General features: G+C 42.2%; 18 protein-coding genes and 1 tRNA gene. 6 read left to right on the top strand and 13 right to left on the bottom strand.

The window, feature by feature from the left end:
- Positions 1 to 19 precede the first annotated feature (19 nt).
- Genes trxA through nagA form a run of 3 tightly spaced genes read left to right on the top strand, consistent with a single transcriptional unit; the run spans position 20 to position 2072 of the window.
- Positions 20 to 316, top strand: a complete 297-nt coding sequence (trxA, locus tag DSL64_RS25305) for a thioredoxin (protein WP_115833750.1) — start codon at positions 20 to 22, stop codon at positions 314 to 316.
- A gap of 31 nt (positions 317 to 347) precedes the next feature.
- Complete coding sequence (locus tag DSL64_RS25310) at positions 348 to 911, top strand: pentapeptide repeat-containing protein (RefSeq protein WP_115833751.1); 564 nt, start codon at positions 348 to 350, stop codon at positions 909 to 911.
- Positions 912 to 962: 51 nt separating this feature from the next.
- Positions 963 to 2072, top strand: coding sequence for an N-acetylglucosamine-6-phosphate deacetylase (gene nagA / locus DSL64_RS25315; protein WP_115833752.1), 1110 nt, complete (start codon positions 963 to 965; stop codon positions 2070 to 2072).
- Positions 2073 to 2080: 8 nt separating this feature from the next.
- Here the strand turns inward: nagA and DSL64_RS25320 are convergent, their stop codons facing one another.
- The 7 genes from DSL64_RS25320 to DSL64_RS25350 form a co-directional block, all read right to left on the bottom strand.
- Positions 2081 to 4279, bottom strand: coding sequence for a B12-binding domain-containing radical SAM protein (locus DSL64_RS25320; RefSeq protein ID WP_115833753.1), 2199 nt, complete (start codon positions 4277 to 4279; stop codon positions 2081 to 2083).
- 163 nt (positions 4280 to 4442) lie between these two features.
- Positions 4443 to 6314 (bottom strand): CocE/NonD family hydrolase, encoded by a 1872-nt coding sequence (locus tag DSL64_RS25325; RefSeq protein WP_115833754.1) that lies wholly within the window; start codon positions 6312 to 6314, stop codon positions 4443 to 4445.
- Between the two features lie 98 nt (positions 6315 to 6412).
- Positions 6413 to 6775: a hypothetical protein gene (locus DSL64_RS25330; protein WP_115833755.1), complete on the bottom strand. Its 363-nt coding sequence runs from the start codon at positions 6773 to 6775 to the stop codon at positions 6413 to 6415.
- Positions 6776 to 7230: 455 nt separating this feature from the next.
- Positions 7231 to 8010 carry a hypothetical protein gene (locus tag DSL64_RS25335; protein ID WP_115833756.1) on the bottom strand — a complete coding sequence of 260 codons (780 nt, stop codon included), beginning with the start codon at positions 8008 to 8010 and terminating at the stop codon, positions 7231 to 7233.
- 322 nt (positions 8011 to 8332) lie between these two features.
- Positions 8333 to 9109 (bottom strand): hypothetical protein, encoded by a 777-nt coding sequence (locus DSL64_RS25340; RefSeq protein ID WP_115833757.1) that lies wholly within the window; start codon positions 9107 to 9109, stop codon positions 8333 to 8335.
- Positions 9110 to 9150: 41 nt separating this feature from the next.
- Positions 9151 to 9765, bottom strand: a complete 615-nt coding sequence (locus tag DSL64_RS25345; RefSeq protein ID WP_147300417.1) for a hypothetical protein — start codon at positions 9763 to 9765, stop codon at positions 9151 to 9153.
- Positions 9766 to 10142: 377 nt separating this feature from the next.
- Positions 10143 to 10217 (bottom strand) — tRNA-Glu (locus DSL64_RS25350).
- Positions 10218 to 10479: 262 nt separating this feature from the next.
- On the opposite strand from DSL64_RS25350, the gene DSL64_RS25355 reads away from it, so the two are divergent.
- Positions 10480 to 12969 (top strand): M14 metallopeptidase family protein, encoded by a 2490-nt coding sequence (locus tag DSL64_RS25355; RefSeq protein WP_115833759.1) that lies wholly within the window; start codon positions 10480 to 10482, stop codon positions 12967 to 12969.
- 20 nt (positions 12970 to 12989) lie between these two features.
- On the opposite strand, the gene aroQ is transcribed toward DSL64_RS25355, so the two are convergent.
- Positions 12990 to 13406, bottom strand: coding sequence for a type II 3-dehydroquinate dehydratase (gene aroQ, locus DSL64_RS25360; RefSeq protein ID WP_115833760.1), 417 nt, complete (start codon positions 13404 to 13406; stop codon positions 12990 to 12992).
- Between the two features lie 99 nt (positions 13407 to 13505).
- Between aroQ and xerD the strand changes: the two genes are divergently transcribed.
- Entirely contained in the window at positions 13506 to 14402 is an 897-nt protein-coding gene (gene xerD / locus DSL64_RS25365; RefSeq protein WP_115833761.1) for a site-specific tyrosine recombinase XerD, read from the top strand.
- 471 nt (positions 14403 to 14873) lie between these two features.
- On the opposite strand, the gene DSL64_RS25370 is transcribed toward xerD, so the two are convergent.
- Positions 14874 to 15077 (bottom strand): hypothetical protein, encoded by a 204-nt coding sequence (locus DSL64_RS25370; RefSeq protein WP_115833762.1) that lies wholly within the window; start codon positions 15075 to 15077, stop codon positions 14874 to 14876.
- Positions 15070 to 15588: a SixA phosphatase family protein gene (locus DSL64_RS25375; protein ID WP_115833763.1), complete on the bottom strand. Its 519-nt coding sequence runs from the start codon at positions 15586 to 15588 to the stop codon at positions 15070 to 15072. Before DSL64_RS25375 ends, DSL64_RS25370 begins: the two co-directional genes overlap by 8 nt.
- Before the next feature lie 194 nt (positions 15589 to 15782).
- On the opposite strand from DSL64_RS25375, the gene sppA reads away from it, so the two are divergent.
- Positions 15783 to 17549 (top strand): signal peptide peptidase SppA, encoded by a 1767-nt coding sequence (gene sppA, locus DSL64_RS25380; RefSeq protein WP_115833769.1) that lies wholly within the window; start codon positions 15783 to 15785, stop codon positions 17547 to 17549.
- 237 nt (positions 17550 to 17786) lie between these two features.
- Here sppA and DSL64_RS25385 read toward each other — a convergent pair whose 3' ends face one another.
- The 3 genes from DSL64_RS25385 to DSL64_RS25395 all read right to left on the bottom strand — a co-directional run bounded on the left by DSL64_RS25385 (position 17787) and on the right by DSL64_RS25395 (position 20879).
- The gene (locus DSL64_RS25385) at positions 17787 to 18707 is read right to left on the bottom strand and encodes a YihY/virulence factor BrkB family protein (protein WP_115833764.1); all 921 of its coding nucleotides are present in this window, start codon (positions 18705 to 18707) and stop codon (positions 17787 to 17789) included.
- Between the two features lie 150 nt (positions 18708 to 18857).
- The gene (locus DSL64_RS25390) at positions 18858 to 20096 is read right to left on the bottom strand and encodes a NupC/NupG family nucleoside CNT transporter (protein WP_115833765.1); all 1239 of its coding nucleotides are present in this window, start codon (positions 20094 to 20096) and stop codon (positions 18858 to 18860) included.
- 252 nt (positions 20097 to 20348) lie between these two features.
- Positions 20349 to 20879, bottom strand: coding sequence for a YybH family protein (locus tag DSL64_RS25395; RefSeq protein WP_115833766.1), 531 nt, complete (start codon positions 20877 to 20879; stop codon positions 20349 to 20351).
- Positions 20880 to 21216 lie beyond the last annotated feature (337 nt).

Raw genomic sequence — 21216 nt, forward strand, 5'->3', positions numbered from 1 at the left:
CGATCTCAACTATACTGATATGTCATCTTTCAAAGAACTCATCAACGGCAATAAGCCCGTTCTTGTCGATTTCTCCGCTGAGTGGTGCGGACCATGTAAAATGATGAAGCCAATCCTGGAAACGCTTAAAGCTGATTTGGGAGAAACGGCCACCATCATTAAGGTAGATGTGGATAAAAACCCATCGGCTGCACAGGCTTACAAAATACAGGGAGTACCAACACTCATCGTTTTCAAACATGGCAAACCGATGTGGAGACAATCGGGTGTAGTGCAGGCAGATCAACTTAAATCTGTGATCAAAAAGTATATTTAGTTCTTAATTCATAAGCTCTTACTTTCATTTCATGTCATTTTCAGAAGACAAACCCTATTTTCACAATATAGATTTCTCAACCGAGCCATTACCATCCGACGACTTTGAACAGGCAAATTTTGTCAACTGTAGCTTTGCTGAACTGATGGGTATCACACTCACAGATTGTATTTTTACTGATTGTAATCTCAGTAACGTGTCGTTCAGGAATAGTAAACTTGATAACGTGACGTTTCTTGACTGTAAGCTGACGGGTATTGATATCTCGGTGGCGAAGGATTTCGCACTTCAGGTAAAGTTTGAAAACTGCATTCTCGACTATGCGATTTTCGAACAGAAGAAACTGAATAAGAGTATTTTCTCAAATTGCCGGATTCAGGGAGCAGATTTTACTCAGGCCGATCTCTCCAAATCTAAGTTTCATAACTGCGATTTCAGCGAGGCTGTATTTTCAAATACCAATGTGTCCGGGGTCGATTTCACGACGAGCAAATACTTCACCATTGATCCTACGATCAATAATGTAAAAAAAGCAAAGTTTCTTTCGTCTGATCTGGCTGGATTGCTTACTCGATTTGATATTATTATAAAATAAAAAGGATATAATCGTTCATATATTCCCTAACATCCTAAACACACCAAAGAAATGTCTGAGCAAATTTTCGCAAAGCGGGTTTTTACCGGAAATGATATTTTGAAAGATCAGTTGATCACAATGGAGAATGGCAGGATTAGCGCTATTGACCATCAAAATCAGGCAAATGGTGCTGCCGCTGTGGAAAACCTTGCTCCCGGTTTCTTTGACAGTCACATCAATGGTGGGGAAAAATATTATTTTACGCAAAAAGCGGACGAGGAAACGATTGAGGACATCTACCAGAGCAGTGTAGGTACGGGCTCTGCTTATGTATTACCCACACTGATTACTTCGCCTCAGGATAATATTTTGAAAGGTATAGAGGCTGTACGGAATTATCAGGAAAAAAATCCGGATTCCGGTGTACTCGGTATGCACCTGGAAGGTCCTTTTCTGAATCCCGTAAAACGTGGTGCACATCTTACAGAATATGTCCGGAAGCCAACTAACTCGGATCTGGAAGAAATTATACGCCATGGAAAAAATGTAATTAAACTGATCACCATTGCACCCGAAATGTTCACAGAAGAGCAGATTCAGATGCTGCTGGATTCTGGAATTACTGTCTCTGCCGGGCATTCTAATGCTACTTACCAGCAGGCGACTGCAGCTTTTGCAAAGGGGATCAATGTGGTTACGCATTTGTATAATGCGATGTCGTCGTTTGGTCATCGTGAACCGGGTCTTGTAGGCGCTACATTTGACAGTAAAGATACCTATGCACCCATTATTATAGACGGCACTCATTGCAGCTATGCCGCAGCAAGGATCGCTTACAAACAGAAAAAGGAAAAATTATTCCTGATTTCAGATGCTCTGTTCCTGAACGAAAAAGTGACGGAATTCAAATGGGGAGAATTTGATGCTTATCTGAAAGAGGGCAAGTATATAAACTCAGATGGCAATCTGGCAGGAGCCACTATTTCACTACCCGATGCCGTCCGAAATGCAGTAAACGAAGTAGGTATTCCATTGCTGGAAGCTGTTGAGATGGCCACTATCAGGCCTGCGAAAGCAACCGGGCTTTCGTCTCAAATCGGAACAATAGCAGTTGGGTACCCGGCTACTTTTACCACATTTGATGATGAACTGAAAAAGTTTTCTGTATTGAAATTGTAGTTTATAACTTACACAATCAAAAGTCCGCGCTGTCTTAATGCTTTCCAGGTATTAGAAGAGGTAAACCCGTCGAAGCTGCCTAGTCCGGCTTCGTCGTAATCCCTTTTGAGCTGATCCAAAGCATAAGCTGCCGGATTACTAATTAATAACCTGGGCATGATTTCAGTCAGCCATTCCGCGACCGGAACATCAGCTTCTACTGCCCATTCCTTTTTCTTATCAAAGAATACAAGCTCAGCAATTTCAACTTTTTTCTTTCCCTGCTTTTCCTCGAATACGGAAAGCTCAGGCAAGCTGCCCGTCCAGGTTACCAAAGCATTTGGCCTCGTTGTAGCATCCTGAATTTCGCGAATACTTTTTTCGATGTAGCGAGGTGAGATGGACGGTGCGGGTACTTTGAAATCGAACCATTCGGACAATGGGAAATCCAGACAAACACCATGCATGTAGTTGAACAGCGATTTGCTGAGCCCTTCGGCAAACAGATCGTGATTGGCTCCCAACGGATCATTATGTTCCAGATCGTTGTAAGCAAATTTTCCTAAATCAGGCCCGATACGCATCACATCGAACTCCTCGGGATGCAGGCCTACCGGACTATGTGCTGTCATCGCAAACCGGTGCCAGAATCCTGATTGTACTATGCCCTGCTCAAAAAGCTGACGTACCATTTCAAGCGCATCTATGGTTTCTTGTGTAGTCTGCGTCGGAAAACCGTACATCAGATAGGCATGTACCATAATACCTGCCTGTGTGAAAGCGTCGGCAACTCTGGCTACCTGAGCTACAGTGACACCTTTTTTCATTCTTTCCAAAAGCCTGTCAGATGCCACTTCTAGCCCACCCGAAATGGCGATACACCCGGAAGCCTTCAATAGAAGACAAAGGTCATGTGTAAAGTTCTTTTCAAAGCGGATATTCGTCCACCAAACTACTGTCAGTTTACGTCTGATCATTTCCAACGCCACGTCACGCAACAAGGCAGGCGGCGCAGCTTCGTCAACAAAATGGAAACCATTCTGTCCCGTTTGAGCGATGATCTCTTCAATCCTGTCGCAAAGCAAAGCTGCCGTCATCGGTTCGTACCGACGGATATAATCCAGCGAAATATCACAAAAGGAGCATTTCCCCCAATAGCAGCCATGTGCGAGCGTGAGCTTATTCCACCGCCCGTCGCTCCAGAGCCGATGCATAGGGTTTACAATTTCAATCACAGAGAGGTAATCGAAAAGAGGCAGATCGCTGTAATCCGGCGTGCCTGTATCCCGTTGTGGTACGTCCTTTTCCTTTGCTCCGTTATGATAGACCACCTCTCCCTTCACACACGAATACACTCTTTTCAGCTGTTCCAATGGTCTGTCACCATCAAGATATTCGAGGAGCGATAGCAACGGTGCTTCGCCGTCGTCCAGACAAACGAAATTAATATAGTTGAAAACCCGTGGTTCTTTTAATGATCTTAACTCGGTGTTGGCAAAACCTCCACCCATTACCACCTGTATATGCGGGTAATGTTTGCGGATATACTGCCCGCATTTGAATCCTCCGTATAAATTACCCGGAAACGGAACCGTGATACAAACGATATCAGGTTCAGAAGTCTTTATTTTATCATTCAGGATGGAGGTCAGTATCGAAGAAACGATCGTATCAGGTCTCTCCAATGCCTCTTCCATTTCATCAAAACTCGTAGCTGAACGGCCCAGTCTTTCCGCATACCGACTGAAACCGAAATGTGGATCCACCGCCTCCTGAATCAGATCGCCCAGATCTTCCAGATACAAAGTAGCCAGGTGCCGGGCTTTATCGTGTATTCCCATTGTGCCAAAAGCCCAGTCCATATCTTCCAATTGCTGAAAACGGCTTGCCTCGGGCAGGTAAGTTCTGTCACAAATGCTATGTGCCAGGGTTGGATTCTGGTTTTTCAGGAAACGTATTACAGGATCAATAGTAGCGATATATTCGCTTCTGAGTGCGTAAATGCGGAAACTGTTTTCTGTAAGTTCTGCATCCGATTCATCAAGTTCGGTAAAAAGGCGTGTAAGTCCTTTGGAAGAAAACAAAGACAAAATCACTTCTATCCCCAGATCCGCCTGGTAAGATTCCCGCCCCAAGGTATTCAAAAAGCCTTTGAGATAAGCAGTTGCAGGATACGGCGTATTCAGCTGGGTAAACGGGGGAGTAATAAATAGTGTCTTCTTTTTCAATGCGCAGCTGCTTCAAATTTCTATCCACAAAGGTACGCAACTTTTGGAAGGATAAAATTTTGATGGCTGACAGGATTTGCCACGGATACACAGATGACCACGAAGATGTTTTTACATAAGGATAAAAATCCGTGATTATTCGTGCATCCGTGGCTAAGAAAAATCAGTTCATCACCGGCAACACCACATGGCTGCTGTTTTTAGCATCGTGGTGAATCGTGATTTTTTGCTTTTGGAAGTCTTCCTCATTGGCTTCAAATATATTCATGAATTTCTGAGGGTTACGATCCACCAGCGGAAACCATGAACTTTGAATCTGTATCATTACTTTATGCCCTTTTTTGAAAGTATGCGCCACTTCATTCAGCTTTACGGTCACTTTTTCAATTTTATCTTTTGTAAATGGCTCCGGCTGACTGAAACTGTTACGAAACTTACCACGCAAAACTTCCGCCCTTACCATTTGCTGATAACCTCCCATTTGCACAGAGCGTTGCCCATTTTCTGCAGGCAAAGAAGAACCAGCTGGCCATACATCAATAACTTTCACAATAAAATCCGCATCCGTTCCCGACATTGACACAAAAAGATGCGCGGCAATTTCACCAGTTAAAGTCAGATCTCTTTCCAGTGAATCTGTTTGAAACACAATTACGTCCGGTCTCATCGCAGCAAAACGCTGGTCTTCTGCCATGTATTCGTTGTTACGGCGACCGGAAATTACACTTGTGTACGGTACAGGTTTGGCAGGATCACTGTCATAAGCAGTAGCACCCTTTTGCACTGTTGGTTTGCCAGTCGTCAGTTTGCCCTTATTTCCCAAATAAAACGCGGTTGGTTTGCTTTCCTTTGGCGGCCATACATTGTAATTCTTCCACTGATTGGAACCCGTCTCAAAAACTGTCACCTCCGGCTGATCGAAAGTGCCTTTGTCTTTAAGATAAAAACTGAAAAATTGCGTTTCAATTTCATCCTGATAATATTTGTTCACATCGGCTCCAAACTGGTATTGCGCAAAAGATTTCCATGAAGGCGCCGCCCAGCCACCATGCGTCCAGGGACCCATCACCAGTCGGGCATTGTTACCCGGCGATTGCTTTTCAATAGCAGCATATGTTTTTAAAGCACCATACAAATCCTCGGCATCAAACCAACCACCAACTACCAAAACAGCCGGTTTAACATTTTTTAAATTCGGTTTGATATTTCTGGATTTCCAGAACTCATCGTAGGTAGGATGCGCAACGACCTGTCGCCACACGCTGTTCGGGTCGGAGAAATAAGCACTTGTATTGGCTTTTTTCAGAGGGCCAAAATCAAGAAAGTACTGATAGGCATCTGCATACGAAGCGTTGAAAAATCTTTTATAACTTTCTCCGTTCGCACTTTTCGGGCCATCAAATCCGCTGTAAAAGCCAAAATTATCCATCAGAAAAAACGCACCGTTATGGTAACAATCATCTCCGATAAACTCATCCGACATAGGTGCCTGAGGCGAAACCGCTTTTAGCGCAGGGTGCGCATCGGGCAAGGCTGCCGAAGAATAGTAGCCCGGAAAAGAAATACCATACTGCCCTACCCTGCCATTGTTTTTGGTGTTTTTCAAAAGCCACTCAATCGTGTCGTACGTATCACTCGACTCATCCACATCCTGATTGCTCTTTTTATCAGGAATGGCCGGTGTCATTTCACGGAAGTTACCTTCACTTTTGTACCTGCCACGGGCATCCTGGTAGACAAAAATATATTTGTCCTGCATCAGCGAAGTGTTGGGACCCAACCGGCGACGGTAATTGGCCTCGCCATACGGTCCTGCCGAATAAGGCGTGCGTTGCATCAATATCGGATACGACTGCCCATCTTTGGGAGTGTATAGTACCGTGTGCAATTTCACACCATCACGCATAGGAATGCTGTGTTCCGTTTTGATGAAGTTGTTACGCACCCAGGCAGTATCCTGCACAACGCTGGTTTGCGCCAGGGACGAAAATGAGATGAAGATAAAAAGGCAGTAGAGTAGACGAAGCACGTACATGAGGCTGGGATAAAAATAAAAAAGGCGGTGAATATCACCGCCCAAAATAACTATAAAATTCCGAAATCGGCGTTACAGCCACTCCTTGTGCACTTCTCTTATTTTTGTTTCACCGCTACAATAGGAAATTCGCCATACTGAGAAGACATATTTCCTTTTAATGTATCGCCGGTTTGCGTCAGACTTACCCCGATGGAGCCGCCGTCAAAATCGAATTTGAAATTCACCTTACCATCCGCGGCGGTAAGTTCTTTCATCTGCACAGACTTATCTGCGCCGATATAACCCACTGTGGCATTTTCCTTCTCTTCAAAAAGGAAGACACCATTCTGGTATTCCGCCGGAACATCGGCAATCACATAAGCCCAGGAACCCACCAGGTCATTCGCAAAGCGCACCGACCGCGCCGCCACCAACACAGTACACAACAAGATTGCAGTAAACAAGTACTTCATTTTCATAGTAACAACCAGATTAAGTGATGTTTGAGATGAATTATCGCGGTAATATCAGAAATAACCTGAACATTTCAGCGGGGCAAGGTGGAGAAAGTGCTATTTATTAATGAAAGGTTTACATGGGGGTGCTTTAAGGGTAGGAAATGATTATCTGAATGAAGGATCTAATCACTATCGAATACATCGCTCTTGAAAAAGCGACTAACATTCTAATTCCGGTGAGCCTTCGAGCTTTTTGACTCGAGGGGCTTTGCATATATTCGAAAATCCATTTTTAGGAAATTTCCAAAATGTCAAAGGGCGTGCAACATGTCCAAACTTTCAAGGTGAAAAATGTACTGAACCGAAAAGTATTAACTGATTATCAGTTAATTGCAAAAATTCATTAAGCGAAAAAATATAACTATTCAAAAAGCCCAATTTTAGCTTTGTAATTATCTCATTTCCAATGATGTTTACTAATACATGGATCTCGGAAATTCCTGCTTCTTTTCCTCCCAGGGTAATTCAGGGCAAATTGCCTTATGGTCGAAGTTGTTCTGTTCCAAAAAAGCTATCAACGTAAAAAATTTCTTCTTGTAGAGATTATAAACAGATTCATACTTCTGTCGAATGGCGATATCTGACACAGTGTCGATATTATGTTTTACATATTTCAGGAATTTGACATCTAGATCGAGCATAACTGGACCATCCAGCAAGTACCAAACCACTGGAAAATCAGATACTTGTGCATCCTGAAGGATATTGAAATCGCTGTTGGGATAAACAAAATCAAAGTCATCAGTGTAAGGAATAGTACGGAATATATTGTATTTATTAGATACCCGTTTGTCTACAAACAAACCAATGCTTTTTATTTCTTTCTCCTTATCATGTGCAAATATTAAAGCTTTACCAAAATACGAATTGAAATACTTCTGCTCTTTAAATTCAAACTCTCCATAGGTCAGAATAGCTCGATAAACTATATCTAATTGTACGCAGTGATAAAAAAGAGCTTCGCAAGCCTCACAGAGATACATCAACATTGTTTCAACCCCATCTTTCGAGTTTGGAGTTTGCTTCAAATAGCACACAATGGTATCTGAAAAGACAATGGTTCTTATATCGCGGTCAGTAAAAACAGGGAGTTTTTCAATCCGATCAAACAATTCAATGACTTTCTCTTTACTATCTTTTACTAAATTCCGAAAGTTTAATATGTCTATATAAAGCAAAAATTTGTCTGTTGACATGATTACATATTGTTAAGTTATCAACCGTAAACCTGGTTAACCAAATCATCATTTTCCGATCAGGTGGATGAGTTCAAAAATCTGTTTTTACTGAAACTGAACTGTGATCTAATGTATCAGAGACCGCGTATACGTTACCAGTTTTTTTATTTGCAATATCAGTGAAGCTATGCCTGGCTACAAGCATGCTGATATTTCCTATTCCAATCTTTTCTAAAATTTCCTTTAAATACCTAATAATCAGAGAATTGACCCCTGAAAATCACATAGTCATTTTGTACACTAAATTTTTCACACTGCCCCACAAAATTGATATATTTCCCTAGTCGCAGTTGCATTCACTTCTGTCAACATATGTTTTGTTTCCGTTTTTGTTAATATAATAACAACCACCTCTCTCTCCAGTTATAAGTGTATTACCTGCATGTGTGCCACATGGCCACTCTTCCGGCTCTTTAACATCATGAGTTACCGCTTTGCTCTTTACAGAGGTTTTGGAGGTAATGCGTCCAAACGCTGCGTTTGTAGACTTGGTATAAGTTAAATTGCCTGTGAGTGTTGTCCGAACCGATAGGCTACCTTTTACTTTCTGCTTCTCCGCTGTCACGATTACATCTTCGGGTGCTTTCTTATAGTAAATGGATCTGGGTAAAGTAACACCTTTCAAACTATCAGCCTTCCCGGTTTCAGGATTTAAAAAAAAGATGTTTACCAAAAGTACATCTCCGGAAAAATAAAATTCCGCTTCATTTAAATATGCATTCAACTCATAAATCTTTCCAGTATTATCAATAGTCACCTGAGTTTGAAGCAATGGATTCTTAGTTTTTATCATTGGAGAAATCCCAGACTCACTCCCGACCTTCACCATGACTTTTCCTTTTGGCAACAGCAAGATCTCAGGATAATTTTCTTTTGGTTTTTTGGGATCATTATTGAACGTTACTAATGTGTCGGATGAAACGTTCACCAACATATACTGATAGGTAATTTCTTCAACAGGTGGTGTTGCCACTGGCACGGGACTATCTGGAGAATCTTTAGAACATCCGACAAGCAGAAGCCCAGCTGACAATGCAGAAAGAATAAACTTTTTCATAAAATGGATAGAGGCAAAATTGTTTGAGGTAATAAAAATTATTAAGGAATGTTGATGCTAGGATACACAGATGTCTCTTGGGAATAGTCACCTTTTAATTTGATCTCTAATTTGTAAGGCCTTTTTTGAACAGGACCTATCCACACTGTATCAATCTCACCATGCCGGGAAATATATATGGTACTAAATCCGGTAAATTTCGCAGTTGGATATATGATCGAGCCGTTCATTTCGTAAAATGCCCATTCATTCCTGTAATTACCATACAAGCCATACGGATTTGCATTTGCAACATCCTCTACCGGGAATGCATCTGATTTCGAGAGTTCCGCAAGCCTAATGTTATTTATTGCAGCCTTAATGTAATACGCATCTTCACGATTGAATGGATAAGTGTTTCTACTCTCAAAACTCCCAATGTGCTGAAAGTTATATTTCGATACTTTACTCCTAAGTGAATCTGGCAGTGTATTCCAGTTGTATAAAACTATAGAGGAAATCACATCATCTTCTTCATTCTCAACTTCGTCCGTTTCATCAGCAACTGTTGAATTGGAACTACTTATAACTTCTTGTTCCTTTTTCCCTCCTGTTGTATCATTTGAACAGGCATAAAAAAAAATGCTGGTAACTAAACACATAGTCACCCATCTCATAACAGACATAATAATTTAATAGAGGGTAAAATTTAACTATACACTAAAAGATTTGTAACTAATGGTAATTAATAAGTATCACTAGTTTGTTTGAACCGCCCACACATATCATGGCTGGCTATTTTTCAGTTTCTGGATCTCAGTTTTATAATCTGATAGAAATATCTGCACCTAAAAAACCGCAAGTTACAAAAATAGACTTCCGTTCAAAGTAGAAATGAGCGAACGGCAAATTAAAGAAAAGTATGACTACACAGTATAGCCAAAATTAGAATCTGCCCCGCCCGCCGCCAGATCACCGAACCCCCAAAACGCAAAAAAACCGCCTCATTGCTGAGGCGGTTTAAAAAGTGTTGAAAGTGCGTAAAACCGCAACTTGGTGACCCATAGGGGAATCGAACCCCTGTTTCAACCGTGAAAGGGTCGTGTCCTAACCGCTAGACGAATGGGCCGACTGGTCTCCTACTTCGTGGCGTTTTCAGCACTTTCTTTCACTTTTTCGTTCTCGTTTCCGTTAACGTGGTGCAAATATGCAGGGTTGCTTTTTAATATCCAAATGTCCAGGTAAAATAAATTTAATAATTTTTTCACATTACTCATTATCAGCACGTTTCAAATAAAAGTTTTTTTTAGCATCTCCCGCGTTCACGTAAATTCTACGATATTTCTAAATTTGAGTAGTCCTAATTTCTTTTTAACACCACAGGCCCAATTATGACCAGATATCTTTATTCACTTCTTCTTTTACTATTCATCCTGCCCGCGAAGGCGCAACAACAAACTCCCGATCAATATCTCGGCTATCCGCTGGGATCTAAGTTTACCTACCACCATCAGATCATCGATTATATAAAGCTTCTGGCGGCTCAGAATCCGGATCGCGTGAAGATCATCCAGTATGGTTCTACTAACGAAGGCAGACCGCTTCTTACGGCCTTTATATCTTCTGCCGAAAACATGTCCAATCTGGAAACAATCAGAACCAATCACCTGAAGAGTATCCGGATGATGGATGGCAAGCCCGAAGGAAAGGTGATTCCTATCACCTGGCTTAGCTACAACGTACATGGCAACGAGGCTGTTTCGGCAAATTCCAGCATGAAGGTGGTTTATGAATTGCTGAACAAACAAAACACGGTGACACAGGAAATCCTGAAAAACACCGTCGTGATTATTGATCCATGCCAGAATCCTGATGGTTACGAAAGATATACGCAGTGGTACAACCGCTACCAGAATGCCGTTCCTGATGTGACACCGTTCGCATTGGAGCATGATGAACCGTGGCCGGGCGGGCGTTTCAACCATTACCTGTTCGACCTGAACCGCGACTGGGCATGGCAAACACAAAAGGAAACGAAAGCGCGTATTGAGCTATACAATCAGTGGATGCCACATCTGCATGCCGATTTCCATGAAATGGGCTCCAACAGAAGTTATTATTTCCCTCCAGCTGCCAAGCCTTTCCACAAGGACATTACGTCTTGGCAGCGTGAGTTTAATGAGCTCGTAGGCGAAAACTGCCGCCGTTATTTTGACAAAAACAACTGGGCCTATTTTACCCGTTACAACTACGATTTGTTTTACCCAAGCTATGGCGACACCTGGCCATCATTCAACGGCGCTATCGGTATCACTTATGAACAAGCTGGTGGCGGAGCGGCTGGTTTGGCTATTGAACGTAAATCGGAAAAAGACACACTAACGTTGGTAAGCCGTATTGATCACCACTTTGCGACGAGTCTGGCTACACTGGAAGCAGTAGCTTCCCGCAAGGATAAGATCGTAAGTGAATTTGTGAAATTCCATGAAGATGCAACTACCAATCCTGCCGGACCTTTCAAATCCTATGTAATCAAAACGAAAGGCAATGAAGAGCGCGTGAGATCTTTTACGGAATGGTTGAAGAAACAGGGCTTCCAATATGGCCAGGCAGGAAAAGCGATCACAACAAAAGGAACTGAGTTGAGCAGCTCTACGGATCAGTCCGTGAAGATCGAAAACAACGACCTTGTGATCTCTGCCTATCAGCCTAAATCCAATCTGTTGCGGGTACTTTTTGAAACCAAACCGGTTTTGGAAGACTCCGTTACCTATGATCTTACCAGCTGGGGAATTTCTTATCTGTTCGGTTTAAAAACATACGGATTGAAAGAAAAGCTGGTTCCAGCCACCTATCAGGCAACTCCGGTTGACAATAAAGTACCTGCTTCTTCTCCCTACGCGTATCTGGCAAGGTGGTCGGATGTGGAAGATGTGGTATTCCTTTCCGAACTGTTGAAACGTAATTTCCTGGTAAGAAGCTCCAATGTTCCTTTCGAAATGAACAATGTGAAGTATGATGCCGGAACACTGGTGATTACAAAGAAAAGCAACAATCAGCCTGACTTCGATCAGCAAATTGCCGCGCTTGCCAACAAACATCATGTACAACTGACATTGGCTACTACAGGTTTTGTTACCGAAGGAGCCGATTTCGGTTCGGAATTTGTTCCTGTAATCACCTCACCAAAAGTGGTTACTGTAGCCGGACCGGGCGTATCTGCTACGTCATTCGGTTCTGTATGGCATTACTTCGAACAGCAGATTCAGTATCCGATGACACTGGTAGATCCGGGCAAACTGTCCGCTTTGCCATGGAGTGAAGTTGACGTATTGATTCTGCCGGCAGGTCGTTATTCTAATATTCTGACAGACAAAGTATTGGAACAAATCCAGGATTGGGTTAAAAAAGGTGGAAAACTGATTTCCATGGAAGGTGCCAACAATGCGCTGTTGAACAAACCTGGCTTTGGCATCGCTAAAAAAATGACTGATAAAGGTAAAGAGCCTGATGTATTCAAAAAATACGGAGAACAGGAAAGAGAAGAAACCAGCGACTCATCACCGGGAAGTACTTTCAGCGTAACATTTGACCGCACGCACCCTATTTCTTTTGGTCTGAAACAGGAATATTATACACTCGTTAGAGATGCTTATGATATTGAATTACTGAAAGATGGCTGGAATGTCGGCTATCTGAACGAGAAAGGATATATGGCAGGCTTCGTGGGCGAACGTATGACGGGCAAATTGAAAAACACGCTCATCTTTGGCGCTCAGCCCGTGGGTAAAGGACAGATCATTTACATGTTCGACGATCCTTTGTTCCGTGGTATGCTCTACGATGGTAAAATCCTTTTTGCCAACGCATTATTCAGATAACACCTGATGGCAATCCGGTTTCAGATAAAAAACCGGATTGCCATTTCATAACCTTTCAAACCTAATCCGCAGATCATGCCTTTGCAACGGCTGGTGAGGTAACTGTGGTGACGGAATGCTTCCCGTGCATGAATATTTGAAATATGTACCTCCACCGCAGGCGTGGTTACTGATGATAAGGCATCTGCCAAAGCCACCGATGTATGGGTGTATCCTCCGGCATTGATAATAATCCCGTCAAAGCTGAAACCTACCTCATGAATTTTATCGATCAAAGCACCTTCATGATTCGATTGAAAATAGTGCAAATCGTGCTCAGGAAACAATAGTTTTAGCTTTTCGAAGTAATCTTCAAACGACTCATTTCCATAAACACCCGGTTCTCTCTTTCCCAACAAGTTCAGGTTAGGACCATTCAGAATTAATATTTTTTTCATCTCAGCCACTTTTTATAAGCTCTTCAATTTCTCTGATGAGGCCGGATTGGCATTTACTGCATAATATTGCAGTTCCATTAACCGGCGACTCAACACATCATGTGGCAAAGCTACATCAAACATTTCAAAAATTATCTGCGGCTGGAAAGGTCATTTTCTGACAACTCCATTCAGGCATATATCCGCGATATAGAGAAGCTTGTTGAGTATCTGGAGCTGAGCAAGACAAACGTGGGTCCCAGGGAAGTGCAGGAAGAAAACCTGCTGGCATTCCTGAAATACATCTCAGAGCTCGGGCTCGCAGCACATACGCAAGCGAGAATGCTGTCGGGAATCAAAGCATTTTACCGGTATATGTTGCTGGAAAATGAAATTCAGGAAGATCCGACTGAACTGATCGACGCCCCACGATTACCCAGAAAACTTCCTGATGTACTCTCTTATGAAGATATTGAGCAGATCATTGAGGTTATAGACCATTCGACTCCGGAAGGTACCCGGAACAGAGCCATCATTGAGACATTGTACAGCACAGGTTTGCGGGTTTCAGAATTGGTTGACTTGCAGCTCACCAACTGCCAGTTCGATATAGGATTTATACGTGTATTAGGAAAAGGAGACAAAATGCGACTGGTTCCGATAGGACACGATGCTATTAAATACATCAACCTCTATCTGGAACATGTCCGGCGTGATATGCCGATTCAAAAAGGAAGTGAGGATATTGTGTTCCTGAACCGGAGAGGCAAACAGCTTACGCGGGTCATGATTTTCCTGATCATCAAAGACGCCGCGGAAAAAGCAGGCATTCATAAAAAAGTAAGCCCTCACACCTTCAGACATTCATTTGCGACACATCTGGTAGAAGGTGGTGCAAGTTTGAGGGCTGTACAGGAAATGCTTGGTCATGAATCGATTACGACTACCGAAATATATACCCATCTGGATCGGGAGTATCTCCGCCAGATTATCACAGAGTTTCATCCGAGAGGGTGAATTTGTGAGTCTGATGTGATCTGTAATCTGAAGGAATTATTCCGGTGCGCTGCACCTTATGACTATATCACCGGTTACTTTTCTACAAATATTTCGGCGCGCTGCGCCTTTCCTGCTTTAATATTTGGGTATCACAAATTTCGATACGCTCTACCTTCTTTTATACAAAAATTCCTACTCGCTACGCCTTTGATTATTTCTCTGGCTGGATTTCTACAAATATTTCGGCGCGCTGCGCCTTTCTTGCCTTAATATTTTGGTATCACAAATTTCGATACGCTCTACCTTCTTTTATATAAAAATTCCTATTCACTACGCCTTTGATTACTTCTCTGGCTGGATTTCTATAAATATTTCGGCGCGCTGCACATTTAACTGCAAGGTGCGTAGCACCGAAATGTTTGTAGAAATAATAATCATCTACAGCAATTCTGAGGTGCAGCGCACCGGAATACTATACACTATCCAAACTCACTTCACTTCTTCCAGCAAGGAATCCAGCTTCAGCGAATCAGAATCCGGCAACGCACCGGGCATGGCACGTTTGAGCTGCTTTGGTTTATTCCAGGGTGCTGTTGTACGGCTCGACATATCATAACTGATATAAAGAAACAGCGATACAAAAGCGATAAATACAACGATGAAAATCCTGCGATTTCTATTCTGGTTACTCATTCTCTCCTTGTGCTTTAATTACATCTTTTGGAGTGGTATAAGAAACAAACACACCCGTTTTTGCGGAAACTTCGTCCCACTCCAGATTCTTGAAATTTAAAATAACGGCACTCCCCTTTTTCATCGAACCCAAATCTTTACCCGACAAATACTCTGCGAAATAGGTAATATCAGGATTGTGTCCAAAAAGGATCAATACCGACGTTTCTTTGGGTGTATCGTTGATCGCCGCCAGATAAGCTTTTGGTCCGCCATTGTATAATGATTCCGTCTGTACAATTTGGGAGATATCCACCCTTAACTGATCTGCAACCACTTCAGCCGTTTTGTAGGCGCGTGCCGCACTGCTGGTGATGAAACGGTCAGGTTTGATATCATTCTGGCTAAACCACTTCCCCATTACTGCCGCTTCCGACAATCCTTTGCTAACCAGCTGTCTGTCGAAATCTTTCACACGAAAATTGTCTTCTTCTGCGGAGGCGTGGCGAACCAGAATTAATGTCTTGCTCATAGAGATAGATAGGTTAAATGATAGTGAACAGGTTTAGTAATTGGTATGGGTACAAATATACTTGAAAACATATTTGACCACTTAATACTCAGAAAATACCTTTTGACATTATTTGTGCATCTAACTGCTACATTTAATGATTAATTTTGTTGGCAAGATATCACAGAACAATCAAATCAACGGATTATATCAGTATGTTACAATTCCTCAAATATGTACTCGCCACGATCGTCGGGCTATTCCTTTTCTTCATTGTATCCATATTTGTGCTTGCCGGAGTTGGGGCAATGTTCTCTTCCGACGACAAAGTAGTGGTATCCGAAAAATCAGTACTTAAGCTGGATCTGAACAAACCTATTCAGGAAGTTGGAGTTGAAAATCCGTTCGACGGACTCGGTGGACCATTTTCCGGAAACGAAAGTACGATTGGTTTGAAAGACATTACTGATGCATTGAAAAATGCGCAGAAGGATGACAAAATTAAAGGGATATACCTGAAAGTAGAAAACCCTCAGGCGGGATGGGCTACACTGGAAGAGATTCGCAGTCAGCTTCTTGAATTTAAAAAATCTAAAAAGTTTGTGGTTACTTACGGAGAAATGTTCTCTGAAAAAGGCTACTATATAGCTTCTGCGGCTGATAAAATATATCTCAATCCAGCCGGCGGAATGGAATGGAACGGATTGTCTGCTGAATACAGCTTCTTCAAGGGAACATTTGACAAGCTGGGTGTGAAACCTGAGATCTTCCGCGTGGGAGAATTTAAAAGTGCAATCGAAATGTTCGCTCGTAAAGACATGAGTGAAGCCAGCAAAAAACAGTCCCTGGAACTTATCACTGCAATCAACGACCACTATCTTCAGAAGGTATCTGCGTCCAGAGGCATTCCGGTAGCCACATTGAAAGGTCTTGCCGATTCCCTTAAAGTGGAAAATCCTGAGTCTGCGCTTAAAAACAAACTTGTGACAAATTTGGGTTACTGGGATGAGTTTGAGAATTACATGAAAACTTCACTGAAAGTGGAGGCAAAGAAAGAAATTACCTATATAGGTGTTGATAAATACCTGAAAAGTGGGGATTCATCAACAGATGGAGATTTCAACAAACGCATTGCTGTATTGGTTGCTGAAGGTGAAATTGTAAGCGGCGATAATTCTGATGGTGGTATTGCTTCGGATAAGTTTGTGAAAGAGCTTAAAAAGCTGCGTGACAACGATAAGATCAAAGCGATTGTATTGAGAATTAACTCACCTGGGGGAAGTGCGCTGGCATCTGATGTGATGTGGAGAGAAATTCAGCTGACTTCAAAAACTAAGCCCGTTATCGCGTCTATGTCTGATGTGGCTGCATCGGGAGGTTATTATATGGCGATGGGTTGTAACAAGATCGTCGCTCAACCGAATACCATTACCGGTTCGATCGGGATATTTGGTCTGATATTCAATGTTACGGATTTCATGAACAATAAGCTTGGCGTTACTTTTGACGGTGTGGGTACCAATCCACACGCCGACTGGCCAACTGCAACCCGCGAAATGTCCGATTTCGAGAAAGCAATGATCCAGAAAAGTGTGAATGAAGGCTACGAGAAATTCACTTCGAAAGCTGCTGCAGGTCGTAAGATGCCGGTTGAAAAACTTAAAACGCTGGCTCAGGGACGTGTTTGGTCAGGAGTTGAAGCAAAGGGTAACGGCCTGGTGGATGAACTTGGAGGAGTAAACGAGGCAATAAAACTGGCAGCTACTTCCGCAAAATTGAGTGAGGGCGACTACCGTGTACGCTACTATCCTGAGAAGAAAAAGCCGTTCGAAGAAATTCTGACAAAAATGATGGGTGATGAAGAAGAAAAGGCTCTAAACAAAAACTTCGGAGAACTTACTTCTTACGCCAAAATGTATAAAAAGCTCATGAACATGGGCGGTATGCAGGCAAGAATGCCGTTTGAGATGGTTATTAAGTAAGTAAGTAGAGAAGTTAAGTAGGTAAAGAAGTTAGGCGGTGGATTTATCACCCTGAGCCTGTCGAAGGGCCTAACAGTTTACTTCTTCAAGAAAATCAAAAAATCCCTCCTATGAAAAATAAGGGGGATTTTGCTTTTGATAAGTAATTGAAGAAGTCAAGAAGTTAAAGGACTTATAATTAGCCATTTGTCACCCTGAGCCTGTCGAAGGGTCTAACCGTTTACTTCTTCAAGAAAATTAAGAAACCTGTTGACCAGTTTTTTCATCAATTTCCCTTCTCACAATTAAAACTGCATGCTTATTAGGTGCAATAGCGACTCCATCCAGAGCGGCATAGACCTTTGTAAATTCAGCCCCGAAATACAGAATAATGGAAGAGTAGTAAACCCATGTAAGCAAAATAACAACAGATGCCGATGCTCCGTAAGTAGCGCCAAGGTCTGCCTGACCAATATAAAAGCTGATCAGAAACTTACCTATCAAAAACAAAACTGCTGTGAATGCTGCACCCACAATACACTCCTTCCAGCGCAGATAACCATCCGGCAGCACTTTAAAAATGACTGTAAATAATGCCGTAATGATGGCCAGAAGAATCGCCATATTAAGGATATAAAATACGACGACTGACGCCTCTGAGAAAAGCTGTTCCAGTCTTGAACTCAGCAACTCTACCAGTGCATTGATCCCGAGGGAAACCATCAGCAAAAAGCCGAGCGTAAGAATGATCGAGAAAGAAAGCAGCCTGTTTTTAAGATACTGTAACCATCCTTTTTTAGGTTTGGATTTAATAGACCAGATAAAGTTGATCGAATCCTGAATCTCAGCAAATACCCCGGTGGCCCCAATCAGCAACGTTCCAAACCCAATCGCCGCTGCTACACCTGATTTTTTAGACATCTCCGCATTTTCAAGAATTTCCTGCAACTGTTGAGCTGCATTCGCACCGACAAGCGCAGTGATCTGAGAAAAAAGCTCTCCCTGAATATTTCCGTTCGCGTAAAAGAAATTGAGTACCGATATAATCACAAGCAACATAGGAGCCAGCGAAAATATGGTGTAGTACGACAAGGCAGCGCTCAGTTTGAGGCCCTTATCTTCCATAAATGCATTGAAACTTTCTGTGAGCAGTGAGAAGGAGAACTTAATGGCTTTCATATTTTAGCGTGTATTGGATGACGTATAGTATTGCGACAAATATAATCATGCCAAAAGGCAAACAAAACTATTTGTAACTTATAGTATCATAAAGAAAAAAGAGGAACGGATCATTTCCATTCCTCTTCAAATATCAGTTGTTTGCAGATTTTACAGAAGCAATCCTGCCAGCGTAGCAGACATGTAAGAAGCAAGTGTTCCGCAAATCAAGGCCTTAAAACCAAGTCTGGCAAGATCCGCGCGGCGTGAGGGAGCAAGCTCGCCAATCCCCCCTACCTGAATAGCAATAGAGCTGAAATTAGCAAAACCGCAAAGCGCAAAGCTGGTAATCACTATGGTTTTATGATCAAGTGTATCTCTCAGTTTCACCATTTCCAGGTAAGCAACAAATTCGTTAATTACCATTTTGGTACCCATTAATGAGCCAGCTGCTTCGATATCTTTCCCCGGAACGCCCATTGCCCAGGCAAAAACTGAAAACACTTTACCTAGTAAAAAATTGAAACTTAATTCAGGGAAAGAGAAAATGCCCCCCACTAATCCAAGCAGGTAATCCAGCAATGCTACCAGGGCTATAAACCCGATCAACATCGCGATCACATTAAAACCAACTTTAAGACCCTCTCCTGCTCCGGCTGCAATAGCATCAAGCAGGTTGGCGTGAGTTTTGGTAACTTCCAGTTTTACAGCACCTTTTGTATTGGATTGTTCTGTCTCCGGAAATACGATTTTAGAAATCACCAACGCTCCGGGAGCAGCCATTAAACTCGCTGCAATCAAATAGGGAGCAGGAACGCCAAGCGAAATATATACCGCCATAACGCCACCCGCAATACATGCAAAACTCCCCGTCATCGAAGCCATCAGTTCCGAATTAGTCATATTTTTAAGATATGGCTTAATCATAATTTGGGCCTCAACCTGCCCCACAAATGTGCTGGCAACATTGGAAACTGCTTCGGCACCACTTACACCCATCAGCCAATATACGCCACGCGCAATAACTGACACAATCCTTTGCATGATTCCCAGGTGATACAACATATTCACCAAAACGGCCACAAATATGATGGTAGGAATTACCTTAAAGAAAAATACAAAGTCGTTACCGGGACCAAACGCACGTTGCATCAGTTCGGGACGTACCAATGTTCCAAAAACGAAATCAGCGCCCTTATCAGAGAATGCAAGCAACTTCTGGACCTTTTCTCCCAGCCACTGAAATACCCTCTGTCCTATTTCTGTACGAAGAATAAAAACTGCCAATCCAAACTGCAGCCCAAGACCAACGCCCACGGTTCGATAGTTTATAGCTTTACGATTATTGGACATTGCATATGCAATTCCTAAAATGAGTGCAATTCCAATCAGACCGGTAAATCTTTCCATGAGTATAAGTTGATGCGATTTTTTTCAAGGGTGCAAAATAACAACAAATTAATGTTACATGCATCAATGATCAGAAGGAGTTGAAAATAAGCGTCATTTAGGGTTAAAATTCGTATTGACTCAAAGAAAAAGGGAATCCCAATAAAGGAATTCCCTGAATATTTTGTACTAAATAATTAGCTAAAACTTAATGTAATTTTATCGTCTGTCAGTCTGAGCCGGTCAAAGACCGTCATTTGAATAGATCTTGTATCACTTTACCTTCATTTCATCCGCATGACGGTGAACAATTTTCCAGCCATCCTTTTCAAGTCTGCATAACAAAGTAACCCTCAAGTCGATCGGTTTCTCGCCTTTTCTTCTGTAGTGCTCTGTCTGAAGTAAATATGCAAGATCGGCTCCGACCTGCGTAGTGATATTCTCATATGCATATTCATTAGCCGATTGCACCGCATTTTGATGCGCATTCAGCTTCACTTCCACTGCTTCCCATCCTTTTACACGCGTCTCATTGCGCTTGCCAATGGCAGTTACATCATGGTCTTTCGACCACAATGCCTTGAAAGGCTCTGCATTACCGGCAACAAGTTCCTGATTGGCCTTTTGCAGACTGATCACAAAATCATCAAAGCTAACTTTCGGTGCTTTCACTGACGGATTGGGCAATTTGGCAACAGCAGCATGAGCAGTAGCTGCAGATGTCGATTCCACTGTTTTGGCACGGTACTTAAACGACGACGCCAATAAGATCAGCAAGATAAAAACAGATATTTTCCTATTCATGGCATTGAGAATGACTTAGTATTTAGATTCACTGGTCAGGGTTACAAATATTCAACGTAAATACTTAACATTATAGCGTATAATTACCTGATTTTTAATGAAAGTATATTGTTCTCGCTAAATATTTACTTAAACGAGAATTCTGACAAATGGTCACAAAATAAATATGCCTGAACACAGAAAGAAATCAACGCTTCAGGCGTAAACGTCTACTACTGAGCAATAAAAAAAGTTATATTTTTTTTCGGGAATAGATTAAAATCGAGTAGGAGGAAAATGAAAGTTTTCCTCCTTTCATTTTCCGTCCTCTCACACCACCGTGCGTACGGGCCTCGTA

Source organism: Dyadobacter luteus (assembly GCF_003383615.1).
Classification (GTDB): domain Bacteria; phylum Bacteroidota; class Bacteroidia; order Cytophagales; family Spirosomataceae; genus Dyadobacter; species Dyadobacter luteus.